Source organism: Klebsiella sp. GW_Kp182, from assembly GCF_040062275.1.
In the GTDB taxonomy this organism is placed as follows: Bacteria; Pseudomonadota; Gammaproteobacteria; order Enterobacterales; family Enterobacteriaceae; genus Klebsiella; species Klebsiella michiganensis.
Genome location: NZ_JBEAFQ010000008.1, coordinates 108,846 through 122,235 on the forward strand (window position 1 = coordinate 108,846; position 13,390 = coordinate 122,235).

General features: G+C 58.0%; 13 protein-coding genes and 1 pseudogene. 7 read left to right on the top strand and 7 right to left on the bottom strand.

What is annotated here, in order from left to right; translation table 11 throughout:
• Window positions 1-6: 6 nt before the first annotated feature.
• From exbD to yghX, 3 genes are all read left to right on the top strand, one after another.
• Window positions 7-432 carry a TonB system transport protein ExbD gene (gene exbD, locus ABLU88_RS10420; RefSeq protein ID WP_014226862.1) on the top strand — a complete coding sequence of 142 codons (426 nt, stop codon included), beginning with the start codon at window positions 7-9 and terminating at the stop codon, window positions 430-432.
• 141 nt (window positions 433-573) lie between these two features.
• Window positions 574-1,068: a TIGR00645 family protein gene (locus tag ABLU88_RS10425; protein ID WP_004105804.1), complete on the top strand. Its 495-nt coding sequence runs from the start codon at window positions 574-576 to the stop codon at window positions 1,066-1,068.
• Window positions 1,069-1,189: 121 nt separating this feature from the next.
• A complete protein-coding gene (gene yghX / locus ABLU88_RS10430; protein ID WP_025105929.1) occupies window positions 1,190-2,077 on the top strand; it encodes a YghX family hydrolase in 888 nt (295 codons plus the stop codon).
• 35 nt (window positions 2,078-2,112) lie between these two features.
• Here the strand turns inward: yghX and yghU are convergent, their stop codons facing one another.
• On the bottom strand, window positions 2,113-2,979 hold the full coding sequence (gene yghU / locus ABLU88_RS10435) for a glutathione-dependent disulfide-bond oxidoreductase (RefSeq protein ID WP_014226859.1): 867 nt from the start codon (window positions 2,977-2,979) through the stop codon (window positions 2,113-2,115).
• Between the two features lie 72 nt (window positions 2,980-3,051).
• Window positions 3,052-3,612 (bottom strand): thioredoxin domain-containing protein, encoded by a 561-nt coding sequence (locus tag ABLU88_RS10440; protein WP_064404250.1) that lies wholly within the window; start codon window positions 3,610-3,612, stop codon window positions 3,052-3,054.
• Between ABLU88_RS10440 and ABLU88_RS10445 the strand changes: the two genes are divergently transcribed.
• From ABLU88_RS10445 to ABLU88_RS10455, 3 genes are all read left to right on the top strand, one after another.
• Window positions 3,600-3,743, top strand: a complete 144-nt coding sequence (locus ABLU88_RS10445) for a hypothetical protein (RefSeq protein WP_305955792.1) — start codon at window positions 3,600-3,602, stop codon at window positions 3,741-3,743. The genes ABLU88_RS10440 and ABLU88_RS10445 overlap by 13 nt on opposite strands.
• 76 nt (window positions 3,744-3,819) lie before the next feature.
• Window positions 3,820-5,691, top strand: coding sequence for a bifunctional glutathionylspermidine amidase/synthase (gene gss, locus ABLU88_RS10450; RefSeq protein WP_009654105.1), 1,872 nt, complete (start codon window positions 3,820-3,822; stop codon window positions 5,689-5,691).
• A 265-nt stretch (window positions 5,692-5,956) separates the two neighbouring features.
• On the top strand, window positions 5,957-7,138 hold the full coding sequence (locus ABLU88_RS10455; protein WP_014226856.1) for a PLP-dependent aminotransferase family protein: 1,182 nt from the start codon (window positions 5,957-5,959) through the stop codon (window positions 7,136-7,138).
• Between the two features lie 334 nt (window positions 7,139-7,472).
• Here the strand turns inward: ABLU88_RS10455 and ABLU88_RS10460 are convergent, their stop codons facing one another.
• From ABLU88_RS10460 to ABLU88_RS10475, 4 genes and pseudogenes are all read right to left on the bottom strand, one after another.
• Window positions 7,473-7,661: a hypothetical protein gene (locus ABLU88_RS10460; protein ID WP_014226855.1), complete on the bottom strand. Its 189-nt coding sequence runs from the start codon at window positions 7,659-7,661 to the stop codon at window positions 7,473-7,475.
• A 273-nt stretch (window positions 7,662-7,934) separates the two neighbouring features.
• The gene (locus ABLU88_RS10465) at window positions 7,935-9,854 is read right to left on the bottom strand and encodes a tyrosine-protein phosphatase (RefSeq protein WP_025105930.1); all 1,920 of its coding nucleotides are present in this window, start codon (window positions 9,852-9,854) and stop codon (window positions 7,935-7,937) included.
• Between the two features lie 263 nt (window positions 9,855-10,117).
• Window positions 10,118-10,456 (bottom strand): annotated as a pseudogene (locus ABLU88_RS10470) (hypothetical protein).
• Between the two features lie 106 nt (window positions 10,457-10,562).
• Window positions 10,563-11,165, bottom strand: coding sequence for a short chain dehydrogenase (locus ABLU88_RS10475; protein WP_025105932.1), 603 nt, complete (start codon window positions 11,163-11,165; stop codon window positions 10,563-10,565).
• A 98-nt stretch (window positions 11,166-11,263) separates the two neighbouring features.
• On the opposite strand from ABLU88_RS10475, the gene ABLU88_RS10480 reads away from it, so the two are divergent.
• A complete protein-coding gene (locus tag ABLU88_RS10480) occupies window positions 11,264-12,154 on the top strand; it encodes a LysR family transcriptional regulator (protein ID WP_029946875.1) in 891 nt (296 codons plus the stop codon).
• Window positions 12,155-12,242: 88 nt separating this feature from the next.
• Here the strand turns inward: ABLU88_RS10480 and ABLU88_RS10485 are convergent, their stop codons facing one another.
• Entirely contained in the window at window positions 12,243-13,388 is a 1,146-nt protein-coding gene (locus ABLU88_RS10485) for a PLP-dependent aspartate aminotransferase family protein (protein ID WP_004854188.1), read from the bottom strand.
• Window positions 13,389-13,390 lie beyond the last annotated feature (2 nt).

A 13,390-nucleotide genomic window follows, 5' to 3' on the forward strand; every position in this document is an offset into this window, starting at 1 on the left:
TGCTTTATGGCGATGCATTTTAACGAAAACCTCGATGATAACGGCGAAATGCACGACATCAACGTGACGCCGTTTATCGACGTCATGCTGGTGCTGTTAATCATCTTTATGGTGGCGGCGCCGCTGGCTACCGTCGACGTGAAGGTGAATCTGCCTGCTTCCTCCAGCCAGCCGCAGCCGCGTCCGGAAAAGCCGATCTATCTGTCGGTGAAGGCGGATAAAACCATGTTCCTCGGCAATGACCCCATTACCGACGAGAGCATGATCGCCTCGCTGGATGCGCTGACCGAAGGCAAGAAAGACACCACCGTCTTCTTCCGCGCGGATAAAACCGTGGACTACGAGACGATGATGAAGGTTATGGATACCCTGCACCAGGCGGGCTATCTGAAGATTGGCCTGGTGGGCGAAGAAACCGTCAAAGCGAAGTAACCTCTCTCCACCCATCTTCTCAGGCTGGCCTTGCGCCAGCTTTTTTATCTCCTCGAATCGCTCTCTTGTTGGACGCCTGTTGCTATAACGTTGCCCTGTTGCGGTATAATGGCGGCCGTTTATGTTAACTGACAGGATCTTATGGAACGCTTTCTGGAAAATGCTATGTACGCCTCGCGCTGGCTGCTGGCGCCGGTTTATTTTGGCCTTTCGCTCGGTTTGATTGCGCTGACGATCAAATTTTTTCAGGAGATCTTCCACATACTGCCGCATATTTTCAGCGTCAGTGAGTCGGATATGATTCTGACCCTGCTGTCGCTGGTGGATATGACCCTGGTGGGCGGTCTGCTGGTGATGGTGATGTTCTCCGGCTATGAAAATTTTGTTTCCCAGCTGGATATCAACGAGGGCAAGGAGAAGCTCAGCTGGCTGGGCAAAATGGACGCCACTTCGCTGAAAAATAAGGTTGCCGCCTCCATCGTGGCGATCTCTTCCATTCATCTGCTGCGGGTGTTTATGGATGCGAAAAACGTCCCGGACAATAAGCTGATGTGGTACGTCATCATCCACCTGACCTTTGTGCTGTCGGCCTTTGTGATGGGCTACCTCGATCGTCTGACCAAAGTGAAACACTGATCCCTCCTCTCCCGGCGGTGTTGGCCGCTGGGCTTTTTACTCCCCGTTTCTGCTTTTCTCCGCTGGCGTATGTCCGGGCTTCTGCTTTGCTTAAAGGGCGCTTAATAACGGAGGCAGGGTGATGACGCGACTAACGGCCAAAGATTTTCCGCAGCAGCTGCTCGAATACTATGACTACTACGCCCACGGCAAAATCAGCAAACGCGAGTTTCTCCAGCTGGCGGGGAAGTATACCGTCGGCGGGATGACCGCGCTGGCGCTGTTTAACCTGCTGAAGCCCGACTATGCTCTGGCGGAGCAGGTGGCGTTTACCGACCCGGATATCCGCCCGGAGTATATTCATTACCCTTCTCCTGACGGCCACGGCGAAGTGCGGGCTTATCAGGTGACGCCGGCGAAAATAGCCGACAAAGCGCCCGCCGTGGTGGTGGTTCATGAGAATCGCGGCCTGAATCCCTATATTGAAGACGTTGCCCGGCGGGTGGCGAAAGCGGGCTATATCGCGCTGGCGCCGGATGGCCTGAGTTCCGTCGGCGGCTATCCCGGTAATGATGATGAAGGCCGCGCGCTACAGCAGAAAGTCGATCCCGTGAAGCTGATGAATGATTTCTTTGCGGCGGTCGCGTTTATGGCGAAGCATCCGCAGGCGACGGGGAAGGTCGGTATCACCGGGTTCTGCTACGGCGGCGGCGTCAGCAACGCGGCGGCGGTGGCGATCCCTGAGCTGGCCTGCGCGGTGCCGTTTTACGGCCGCCAGCCGCCGCTGAATGAGGTCGATAAAATTAAAGCGCCGCTGCTGCTGCATTATGCCGGACTCGATAGCGGCATTAATGAAGGCTGGCCCGCCTATGAAAAAGCGCTGAAGGCACACAATAAAGTCTACGAGGCCTATATTTATCAGGGTGTTAACCACGGCTTTCATAATGACTCCACGCCGCGCTACGACCGGGCCGCGGCTGACCTGGCCTGGCAACGCACGCTGGCGTGGTTTGAGAAGTATTTGCGCTAAAAACCGGAGGCGGAAGCCTCCGGCGGGCATGGGCGCTACGCCTGGCGTTTATCTTCGGTTTGCGTGTCGAAGTCGCTGGCGTCATGGCGCTCGTGAAGCTGCTCGTTGAGCGGGCCTGAGGTGCGGTTAACCATCCGCCCGCGCTGAACGGCGGGGCGCTTACCCACATCCTGCGCCCAGCGCAGCACGTTTTTATAGCTACCGGCATCCAGGAACTCGGCGGCGTTGTAAACATTCCCCAGCACCACGTTGCCGTACCACGGCCAGATGGCCATGTCGGCGATGGTGTACTCCTCTCCTGCCACAAAACGGCCGCGGGCAAGCTGCTTGTCCAGCACGTCAAGCTGGCGCTTGGCTTCCATCGTAAAGCGGTCGATCGCGTATTCGATTTTCACCGGCGCATAGCTGAAGAAGTGGCCAAAGCCGCCGCCGAGGAACGGGGCCGAGCCCTGCAGCCAGAACAGCCAGTTGAGGGTTTCGGCGCGGCCTGCCGGATCTTTGGGCAGGAAGAAGCCGAACTTTTCCGCCAGATAGAGCAGGATGCTGCCGGATTCAAAAACGCGGGTCGGCGGAGTGGTGGAGTGGTCGCGGAGCGCGGGGATTTTTGAGTTCGGATTAACCTCGACAAAGCCGCTGGAGAACTGATCGCCTTCGCCGATGCGAATCAGCCAGGCGTCGTACTCCGCGCCGCTGACGCCTAACGCCAGCAGCTCTTCCAGCATAATGGTCACTTTCTGGCCGTTGGGCGTCCCCAGCGAATAGAGCTGAAGCGGATGCGCGCCCACCGGCAGCTCCCGATCGTGCGTTGCGCCGGAGACGGGACGGTTGATATTGGCGAATGCGCCGCCGTTGTTTTGCTTCCATTCCCACACTTTAGGTGGCTGGTAGTTATTCTCTGACATGCTGATCTGCCTTTTTAGTGAGGTGTTGATGTCGTGTCGCTGGCGTTACCGCGCCGGCGCGGGAGAGTCGTACTAAGCCAGAATCCGCGCGGCCCATACGCTGACGTCGTCGCCGCTGCCGAGATCCGCCTGCACCAGGCCGTTAACCATAAAGGTCGGCGACACGTGGATGCCGTTCTGGCGCGCGTACTTGCTATGCCATTTGATCTCGTTTTGCAGCTCCGGGCGGGCAAACGCCGCGGCCAGCGAGACGTGGCTATAGCGTTCGATACGCTCGATAATCTGCTGCGGCGTGGCGTTCATGTTCGGCCCGCTGCAGTGGTCGGTAAACTCAAACTCTTCGCGGTGGTCGGCGACGGCTTTAAGCACCTTATGCGCCTGCTCGCGGCCGTGCGGCAGGGTGGACGCGGCGAGAACGCAGCGGACGATGACGCCGGAAAACAGATGCCACGGTTGAGACTGCAGACGAATTTTGATCGTCACGTTATCCGCGCCAACTTCATCCAGCAGGTCATCAAGCTTATTAAATGCCCGCACGGAGAAAGGACAGGTGGGTTCGAGGAACACCTCAAAGGTGCGGGGGCCATGCCCCCAGACCAGCGGTTGGGCGGTCAGATGCGATGGTATGCTCATTGTCGACTCCTGATTGTTTTTTTATCTCAAATAACGATATCACTTTTGCCCGGGGGCGCAGGCTTATTTTCCTTAAGGGCACGATTAGCGAATCGAATGAGTGGTATCATCATTCCACCTCTGTCTGGTAAGTGCCTGCGGCAGGATAAGAAGAGGGAGTTTTGTTTCGCCAACTGCCCGGGCTGCATTAATTTGAGGTCAGGCTAAATGAGCAAAGGTTCCACAAGCAGTGACGCCCCGTTTGGTACACTATTAGGCTACGCACCGGGCGGCGTGGCGATTTATTCTTCTAATTACAGTAGCTTAAATCCGCAAGATTATCCGGATGACGCCACGTTCCGCAGCTATATCGGTAATGAGTATATGGGGCACAAATGGCAGTGCGTGGAGTTCGCGCGCCGCTTTCTGTTCCTCACCTACGGTTTTGTTTTCACCGACGTCGGCATGGCCTACGAAATCTTCTCCCTGCGTTTTCTCCGCGAGGTGGTCAACGACAATATTCTGCCGCTGCAGGCGTTCGCCAACGGCTCCCGCCGTCCGCCTCTCGCCGGCTCACTGCTGATCTGGCAGAAAGGCGGCGAGTTTAAGCACACGGGCCACGTGGCGGTGATTACGCAACTGATAGGGAATAAGGTCAGGATCGCCGAACAGAACGTCATTCACTCGCCGCTGCCGCAGGGCCAGCAGTGGACCCGCGAGCTGACGCTGGAAGTGAAAAACGGCCTCTACACGATTAAAGACACCTTTGCCGATACCGAAATCCTCGGCTGGATGATTCAAACCGCCGATACCGAGCACAGCCTGCCGCAGCCGGTGCTGCCGGGTGAGGCGATGGCCATCAAAGGCGCGCGTCTGCCGAATAAAGGCCAATACCGCGGCAACTGGCTCAACGAGAAAGATTCACTGCAAAAAGCCTACGTGGAAGCCAACGGCCACGTCATCAATAAAGACCCTTACCAGTATTTCACCATCACCGAAAGCGCCGAGCAGGAGCTTATCAAAGCCACCAATGAGCTGCATCTGATGTACCTGCACGCCACCGACAAGGTGATGAAGGATGACAGCCTGCTGGCGCTGTTCGATATTCCGAAAATTCTCTGGCCGCGTCTGCGCCTCTCGTGGCAGCGCCGTCGCCATCATATGATTACCGGCCGCATGGATTTCTGTATGGATGAGCGCGGGCTCAAGGTGTATGAGTACAACGCCGATTCCGCGTCCTGCCATACCGAAGGCGGGCTGATCCTCGAGCAGTGGCTGAAGCAGGGCTACTACGGCACCGGTCACAACCCGGCGGAAAATCTGCTGGATGAGCTGGCCGGAGCGTGGAAGCACAGCCGGGCGCGTCCTTTCGTGCACATCATGCAGGATAAGGATCTGGAGGAGAACTACCACGCGCAGTTTATCCAGCGTTCGCTGACCCAGGCCGGCTTCGAGAGCAAAATTCTGTTTGGCCTGGATGAGCTGCGCTGGGATGCCGCCGGGCAGCTGATTGATGCCGACGGGCGTCTGGTCAACTGCGTCTGGAAAACCTGGGCATGGGAGACCGCTATTGAGCAGGTGCGGGAAGTCAGCGCCGATGAGTACGCGGCGGTGCCGATACGTACCGGACACCCGAATAATGAAGTGCGCCTGATAGACGTTCTGCTGCGCCCGGAAGTATTAGTCTTCGAGCCGCTGTGGACGGTCATCCCCGGCAACAAGGCGATTTTGCCGGTGCTGTGGTCGCTGTTCCCCAATCATCGCTATCTTCTGGATACGGATTTTGTGGTCAACGAGCAGCTGGCGGAAAGCGGCTATGCGGTTAAGCCTATCTCGGGCCGCTGCGGCAACAATATCGACCTGATAGGCCCGCAGGACGAAGTGCTGGATAAAACCAGCGGCCAGTTTTTCGACCGCAAAAATATCTACCAGCAGCTGTGGTGCCTGCCAAAAGTGGATGGCAAATACATCCAGGTTTGCACCTTCACCGTCGGCGGTAACTACGGCGGGACCTGCCTGCGCGGAGATGATTCTCTGGTGGTTAAAAAAGAGAGCGATATTGAGCCGTTAATCGTGCTAAAAGACACAGATAGCCGTTAAGTTTGGCCCCGGATTGCGGCGGTGAGCGCCTTATCCGGGCTGCGGTTCTCGTCACCTGCGGCATTTGTAGCCCGGGCAAGGCGCATCGCGCCGCCCCCGGGGGAAGGCCGCAGGATGCTGAAGAATATCCCGGAGGCGATGCTGCGCATCTGTCCGGGCTACCGAACATACGAACCCGTAGCCCCAGTGAGCATAGTGCGACCGGGGGAATGAACGGTAAAAATAGATAAAACATCACAACAACAAGACAGAAAAGGAAAATAGTATGCACGATCGGCGACTCGCCGCCCGCGCGGGTGAACTTAAGCCCTCCGCCGTCCGCGAACTCCTCAAGCACAGTAAGCTGCCCGGCGTTATCTCTCTGGGCGGCGGTATTCCGGCCCCGGAGCTTTTTGATACCGAAGGCCTGAACCTGGCGGTGCAGCAGGTGATGAACGGGCGCTTTAACGATGCGTTCCAGTACGGTTTGACCGAAGGTTATCCGCCGCTGCGTCAGGCCGTTAGCGAACTGTGTCAGGCGCGCGGCGTGGCCTGTTCGGCAAGTCATGTCTATATCACTTCCGGTTCGCAGCAGTCGCTGGATATCGTCGCCCGCACCCTGCTCGATCCGGGTGATGCGATTGTCGTTGAGCGTCCGACCTATCTGGCGGCGCTGCAGGTCTTCCAGCTGGCGCAGGCCAATATTCTCAGCGTGGATACCGACGATGACGGCATGCTGGTGGAACAGCTGGCCGATCTGCTGGAAACCACGCGTGTGAAAGCCGTTTACCTGGTGCCGACGTTTGGCAACCCCGGCGGGAAAACCCTGAGCGAAGCGCGCCGCCGCCGCCTGGTTGAGCTGGCGAAAAAGCACGACTTCGTCATTATCGAAGACGATCCGTACGGTGAAATCAGCTTCACTGATGAAGTACGCCGCCCGCTGTATCAGTATGCGGTTGAGCTGGGCTGTGAAGATCAGGTGGTTTATACCTCCACCTTCTCCAAAATCCTCGCGCCGGGGATGCGTATTGGCTGGATCGTGATGCCGGACTGGCTGGCGCAGCAGACGGTGATCGTTAAACAGGCGGCGGATCTGCACACTAATATGCTCTCGCAGGTCATCACCGCGGAATACCTGAGCATGAACCGCCTGGAAAGCCAGATTGCCCTGATCCGCGAAGATTACCGCAAGAAGTGCGTGGCGCTGGCCGACGCGCTGGAATCGCAGCTTGGCGAGCATCTGGCGTTCAGCCGTCCTAAAGGCGGTATGTTCCTGTGGGCTCGCTTCCGTTATCCGTTCGATACCATGGAATGGATGAAGAAAACGCTGGAAAATGGCGTGGTCTACGTACCAGGAGAAGCGTTCTATAACGATAACCCGGATACCCGCACGCTGCGCCTGTCCTACTCGACGGTGTCGACAGAGGGTCTGATGACCGCCGTCGAGCGCCTGGCGAAGTCGCTGTAATCGCCGTGCTCCGCGCCGTCGGCGGCGCGGGGCTCCCTTCTCGTTTTCTTCTTTAAGCCCCTGTTTTTATGCGAATGCATGACCTGCCCGGCGGGCGAAAATCATCAGTGCGTAATGTGAAAACGGGATTGGCGGGTTTTTTGAATCGCCCGCAGCCGATGGCTACGGGCGAGAGAAACACAGAGGCGGGCGGTTTTGCGGCTTATCGCCGGCCCGGGTCGTTAATCCTGGTCGGTAATGCGATCGTCAAGCCAGATCAGCATCAACGTGGAAAGAAAAGCAACAGCGACGGTACCAATAGCTAACAGCATAAGAAGAGCCTCAGGGGTTTTTATTATTTTTCTGCTTTGACCGATGAGCGATTATTTCTGTCTGTGATGGTGACTTTTGTTCCTGACTGGGATGTTGCGAGGGTGAAAAAATCGTCAGCATCAATATCGAAATTGAGAACGATTTCTTTGTACTTCCCACAATTCATTAACTCTTTTGCTTCTTTCATACTACTGGCTGTAATAGTAGGCATCAGTTTCATCTCGTTTAAAAACTGAGAAGCAAAATAAGAGCTTGTCGATACCAGATCAACTACTTTTTATGGTAAGGACAATCATGCATCAGATTGATGATTGCCGCTGCCAGTAGCGGATTGAAACATAATTTCTGTTTTACCTTTCCTGCCAGCGTTTCGTTTTGCCCATGGCGGCGAAAAATGCGCCGATCCTCGGCGGTGTATGTTTAACCGCTTTGCATTTTCGTGGCTAAGAGCAAGCCGCCCGCGGCGGCGGCCTGCTGGGGATGTTTAAAAGGCGTAGCCCACGCTAAGGCTGCCGCTGTAGCCGTGGCTGTCGCCGCCGCTGGCGACGTCAGCCTGGCCGCCAAGGTTCAGGCTCAGCGCACCGCGCGTGATGCTCAAACTGGCGCCAGCGTTGACCATGTCACGGCTATCGAAGGCCGCGTTCTGTACGACCTCATAGTGATAAACCTGTCCCTGAGTGCGTACCGAAGGGCCGCTGAAACTGTGTTCATAGCCGATATTTATCGCCGGCGTGAAGCGCCAGCCGCCGCCGTTTTGCGAATGAAATGCGATACTCACATTGGCAATACCGCTGGCGTTATTTTCACTGACGCGGTCGACGTTGAGCGCCAGCTCGCTGCCGCTTTCGCGGAAAGCGTCCATCCGCAGGTGGGTCAGGCGGGTCCCGACGGCGTACTCAACGCTGGCAAAATCGAGCGGACTGACGTAGCCGAGGCGCAGCGTGCCGCCAACCAGCTGGCCATGGGTATCGCCGGTGGCCGTACCCAGCCCGCCATTCAGCCGGCGCGTACTGCTATAATCGATCCAGCCTGCGTTAAGATCGGCGGCGGCAAAGAGGCCATGATTTAAATCCTCAAAAGCATAGCGACCGCCGAACCCCAGCAGAGTGGTGTTGGCATCCGCATCGGCGCTGGCGCTGCCCAGCGAGCCCCAGCTATATCCCAGAGTGCCGTAGCCGCTAAGCTGCGCGTTAAACCGCCAGGTATAGCCCAGCAGCGAGCCGGTGGTATGCTCATTACTGCTGGCGGCGCGGGCGGAACCATCGGTGCCAAGATAGCCGCTAAGCCCGGTCAGCCACAGTTTTCCTTCCCCATCCCGCAGCTGACGGCTATCAATATTCGGCGTTAACGCCCTGTCTAATCGCGAGCCGCTGCGCAGCAGGTAGCTGGCGGCGTCCGCGTAAATCTGCCCGCCGACCTGAGTCTCCACGCCGCCGAGGGTTCCGGCATCAATGGCCGATTGCAGATAATAGTTATAGTCGGTGTAGCGGCCCGATAGCTCGCTGTTTTGCAGGGCGTTAAGCAGCGCAGCGCCCTGCGCCGCATTCCCCCGCAGTTCGCTTTGTCCCGGCAGCTGGCCGTACTGCACCATTTTGCCGCGCAGGACGTAGAGCGTCTCCTGCGACAGCCCCAGGCCCTGCTTCAGATAGTTATCCACCGATCCGTACTCGCGGCTGATTTCATCCAGCCCGGCCTGAAGATAGCTGGCATCGACGCCCAGCAGCGGCTCGTAAATCGCCGCCATGGCGGGGGGCATCATCGCCAGGGTCGCTTCGACGCGCTGGCGGGTATAGTCGTTGGTGGCGAGGTAGTTTTCCATAATGGTCCCCTCATCGACGCCGGCAATGCTCAGCAGCATCGCGGCGGTCCAGCCGGTGCGGTCCTTGCCCGCGGTACAATGGAACAGCGCTGCGCCGTCGGCGCTGGCCAGATCGTTAAATAGCGTGGTGAACCGGGCGCGCATCCCGGCATCGCTGACGAAGGAGACGTTGGTCTGCTGCATCATCGCTTTGGCTTCAGCGGCGCTACTGAACGTTATTGAGGTGATGTTGCTGCCCGAAGCGGTGTTGCCGATGATATCAATATGGGTATACCTCGCCCCGTCGGGCATCACGTCCGGGCTGCTGGCGATTTCGCTGGCCGTGCGCAAATCATAAACATCGCTGATACCGAGCGTGCTCAGCGTCGCCTGGTCCGCGGAGGATAATGCCAGAGCATTAGAACGATAAAAAACGCCGGTGCGCAGGGTGCCGTCGTGGCTGGTGGTATAAACAGACGTCGTGCCAGCGATATCGCGGAAATTATCCATCGTAGCGAGTACGGGCGTATTTATCGGCGCAGCGTAGAGCACGCCGGAAACGCCGGCGGCGACCAGAGAGAGCGAAACGGGAATATAGCGAATCAAAATAAGCCTCGATAATTATTGGTTATAATTTACTGTTTATTAAGGCTTGGAAATATAAGAGGAGATTGTGACGGAATTATTTCCAGAACGATTTTTTTAAAATAAATAGGGTGATAATAACGTCGGGATATCGATTAAATATAACTTTTTCGCGCGCTAAATACTGTTATTCATTCGCCATGTTTATGTTTAACATTCCGCTCGTCGCAGCAGAATGTTATTTTCTATTATTGTCAGCGAGTCATTTTGCGCAGTAATACGCCTTAATCCGGGCGCTGCTTTTCGCTCATCAGCTGGCGACAGCGCTGCTGGTCCTGGCTGATACTTTTCTGCTCTTCCGGCGTCAACTGCTGCCAGGTGTCCAGCATCCGTTGGCCCAGAGCGGGCACGTAGTGGGTCTTATGCAGCGCATAATCCGAATTGCCGCCTTCAATCATATTTTCCATATCGCGGAGAAACGCACGGCTGTCCTGATGGTCAATAACGCAGAAGACGGAGCGGTAGTACGCGACGTCCTCTTCGGCGTAGCGGGGCGTGAACCATCAGATAAGTAGAGCGATAAGCGCCAAAAGCGGGGCAATAAAAACGAGTTTCTTCAACATGAGTCATTCAAAAAGGCAAATTGAAGGATCAGTGTAGCCGTTGATGAAACAGGATGTAAGCGCCGTCGCGGGCCGGCAGCGTAATTCCGGCCCGCAGCGGCGCCGGTCAGTAGCCGACCTTATAGATCCGTCCGCTCTGAACGCCTTCTACGCTGCGGCGGTAGGCCTGAGCCACGCTGGCGGCGGGGACGCTGGTAAAACCGGGGAAGAAACCGTCGTAGGCTGCCGCCGATTCCGTTAATACGGTGGGGCTAATCAGGTTAATACGTATTCCGCGCGGCAGTTCGCAGGCGGCGGCGCGAACGAATCCTTCCAGCCCGGCGTTGACGGTGGTGGCATTGACGCCCTGAGCGATGGGCTCATGGGCGACGATCCCGCTAATCAGCGTAATAGAACCGCCGTCGTTCAGATAATGCTGGCCGGTCAGCGCCAGGCGAATCTGCCCCAGGAGTTTATCCTGTAGGCCCTGGTTGAAATCGCCGTCGGTCATGGTCGCCAGCGGGCCAAAGAAGAGATTGCCAGTGGCGGAAACAATCGCGTCTACCCGACCGGTTTTCGCAAACAGGTTCTGCACGCTCTGCTGTGAGGTGATATCGACCTGATAGTCGCCCTGAGTGCGGCCGACGCGAATGACTTCATGACGCTGGTTTAATTCTTGCGCAACCGCGCGGCCAACGGTACCGCTGGCGCCAATAATGATGATTTTCATAGCAGGTTCCTCTCTCGGGTGAGAGGCTATTCTTTAATAAAACAAATATCGGATAAACTGGCTAAAAGTTAAATGATTGCTAACCAGGGGTTTGTAATATGGATAAGCTGCGGGCGATGGAGACCTTTATTGCGGTCGTGGAGTGCGGAAGCTTTACCGGCGCCGCAGCGCGGCTCGAGATGTCGGCGGTGATGGTCGGGAAATATATCGCGCTGATCGAGCGGCAGCTTAATACCCGTCTTCTTGAGCGCAATACCCGCCGCCAGAGCCTGACCGACGCCGGGCGGGTCTATTTTGACGAGGCGAAACGCGTCCTGGAGCAGGTCTCCATCGCCGAAAGTTCAGTGGAGAGACTACGGGTCGCGCCCGCGGGCACGCTGCGGATAAGCGCGCCGACGTCGTTTGGCGCCTGCGTGATTGCCCCGCTGACCGCCACGTTTCTGCAGGCCTGGCCCGACGTGCGCGTGGAGCTGGATCTGACCAACCGGATGGTCGATCTGGTGGATGAGGGCATCGATCTGGCGATCCGCATCGGCGAGATCCGCAATAACGATCTGGTGGCAAAGTATCTCGCGCCCTACCGGATGACGATCTGCGCCGCGCCCGGGTATTTAGCCCGCCACGGTACGCCGACAACGCCTGCGGACCTGGTCGATCATCTCTGTTTGTCGCATACGGTGTGGACCGCGCGCAATGAGTGGAAGCTGCCGGGCGCGGAGGAGGGCGTACGCTGGAAGCGCGACGCTGTTCTGCGCTGTAATGATGGCTACGCGCTGCGAACGGCGGCGATCGCCGGCGCCGGGCTGCTGCTGCAGCCGGAAGTGCTGCTGGCGGATGCGCTCGAGTGCGGCAAACTGGTGCGCGTGCTCGAGGCGTATACCCCGCAGCCGAGGCCGATTCACCTGCTCTGGCGGCAGGATCTGCGGCCGCTGCCGAAGCTGACGCGATTTGTTGAGCATCTTCTGCAGGGGCAGGGCCAGAACGGGTAGACTGCTTAATTCTCTGCCGGGCGGCGGGCCTGATGTGATGGGGGATCTTGTCGCCCGGCAAGGCGTTAGCCGCCGCCGGGCAATCTGCTTAGTCGCGCAGCGCGTGACGCCAGTCGGCGATCAGATCCTGCGGATCCTCAATCCCTACCGACAGACGAATCAGCTGCGGAGTAATGCCGTTGGCTAAACGCTGCTCCAACGGGATCGACGCGTGAGTCATGCTAAACGGCTGGCTCACCAGGCTTTCCACGCCGCCGAGGCTTTCCGCGAGGGTAAATAGCTTCAGCTTGCGGATGATCCGCTCGGCGTAGCCATCGTCGCCTTTGACCACCACGGAGATCATTCCGCCGGGAAGCGCCATCTGCCTGCGCGCCAGCTGATGATGCGGATGCGAGGCCAGCCACGGGAACCAGACCCTTTCGACCTGCGGCTGCTGCTCCAGCCACTCGGCAAGCAGCAGCGCATTGCTGCTGTGGCGCTCCATACGCAGCGCCAGGGTACGAATACCGCGCAGCGTCAGGAAGCTGCTGAACGGGTCGAGGACGCCGCCGACCGCGTTTTGCAGGTAGCCCAGCTTTTCCGCCAGCGCGGCGTTGTCGCCGACCACCGCCAGCCCGGCGACCACATCGGAGTGGCCGTTAAGGTATTTGGTCGCCGAATGCACCACGATATCAAAGCCCAGCTCCAGCGGACGATGGATCGCCGGCGAGGCGAAGGTGTTGTCGGTGACGCTGATAATATTATGCCGCCGCGCAATGGCGGCGATGGCGCTGAGGTCGGCCAGCTTAAGCAGCGGGTTGGTCGGCGTTTCAACCCAGATCATGCGCGTGTCGGGCCGAATGGCCGCTTCGATGGCCGCCAGATCGTCGGGCTTCACCCAGCTCACCCGCAGGCCGGCGCTGCGGCGGCGAACGTTTTCAATCAGCCGGTATGTGCCGCCGTAGACGTCGTCGACGGCGACCAGGTGGCTGTCTTTATCCAGCAGCTCCAGCACGGTTGAGATGGCCGCAAGGCCGGAAGCAAAGGCGTAGCCGCGCGTGCCGCTTTCCAGGTCGGCAATCGCCGTCTCCAGCGCGTGACGGGTCGGGTTGCCGCTGCGCGAATATTCGTACCCGGTATGCTGCCCCGGCGCGGGCTGAGCAAAGGTGGAGGTGGCATAAATAGGCGGCATCACCGCGCCGTGTTCATCGGTAAATGTGCCACTATGTACGCTCAGGGTATGCAAATTTGTCATTG

What these genes read in the sequence shown, in the direction of transcription:
- exbD (WP_014226862.1), top strand. Translation starts at nt 7, where the DNA reads ATGGCGATGCATTTTAACGAAAACCTCGATGATAACGGCGAAATGCAC.
- ABLU88_RS10425 (WP_004105804.1), top strand. Translation starts at nt 574, where the DNA reads ATGGAACGCTTTCTGGAAAATGCTATGTACGCCTCGCGCTGGCTGCTG.
- yghX (WP_025105929.1), top strand. Translation starts at nt 1,190, where the DNA reads ATGACGCGACTAACGGCCAAAGATTTTCCGCAGCAGCTGCTCGAATAC.
- yghU (WP_014226859.1), bottom strand. Translation starts at nt 2,979, where the DNA reads ATGTCAGAGAATAACTACCAGCCACCTAAAGTGTGGGAATGGAAGCAA.
- ABLU88_RS10445 (WP_305955792.1), top strand. Translation starts at nt 3,600, where the DNA reads ATGGTATGCTCATTGTCGACTCCTGATTGTTTTTTTATCTCAAATAAC.
- ABLU88_RS10440 (WP_064404250.1), bottom strand. Translation starts at nt 3,612, where the DNA reads ATGAGCATACCATCGCATCTGACCGCCCAACCGCTGGTCTGGGGGCAT.
- gss (WP_009654105.1), top strand. Translation starts at nt 3,820, where the DNA reads ATGAGCAAAGGTTCCACAAGCAGTGACGCCCCGTTTGGTACACTATTA.
- ABLU88_RS10455 (WP_014226856.1), top strand. Translation starts at nt 5,957, where the DNA reads ATGCACGATCGGCGACTCGCCGCCCGCGCGGGTGAACTTAAGCCCTCC.
- ABLU88_RS10460 (WP_014226855.1), bottom strand. Translation starts at nt 7,661, where the DNA reads ATGCCTACTATTACAGCCAGTAGTATGAAAGAAGCAAAAGAGTTAATG.
- ABLU88_RS10475 (WP_025105932.1), bottom strand. Translation starts at nt 11,165, where the DNA reads ATGAAAATCATCATTATTGGCGCCAGCGGTACCGTTGGCCGCGCGGTT.
- ABLU88_RS10480 (WP_029946875.1), top strand. Translation starts at nt 11,264, where the DNA reads ATGGATAAGCTGCGGGCGATGGAGACCTTTATTGCGGTCGTGGAGTGC.
- ABLU88_RS10485 (WP_004854188.1), bottom strand. Translation starts at nt 13,388, where the DNA reads ATGACAAATTTGCATACCCTGAGCGTACATAGTGGCACATTTACCGAT.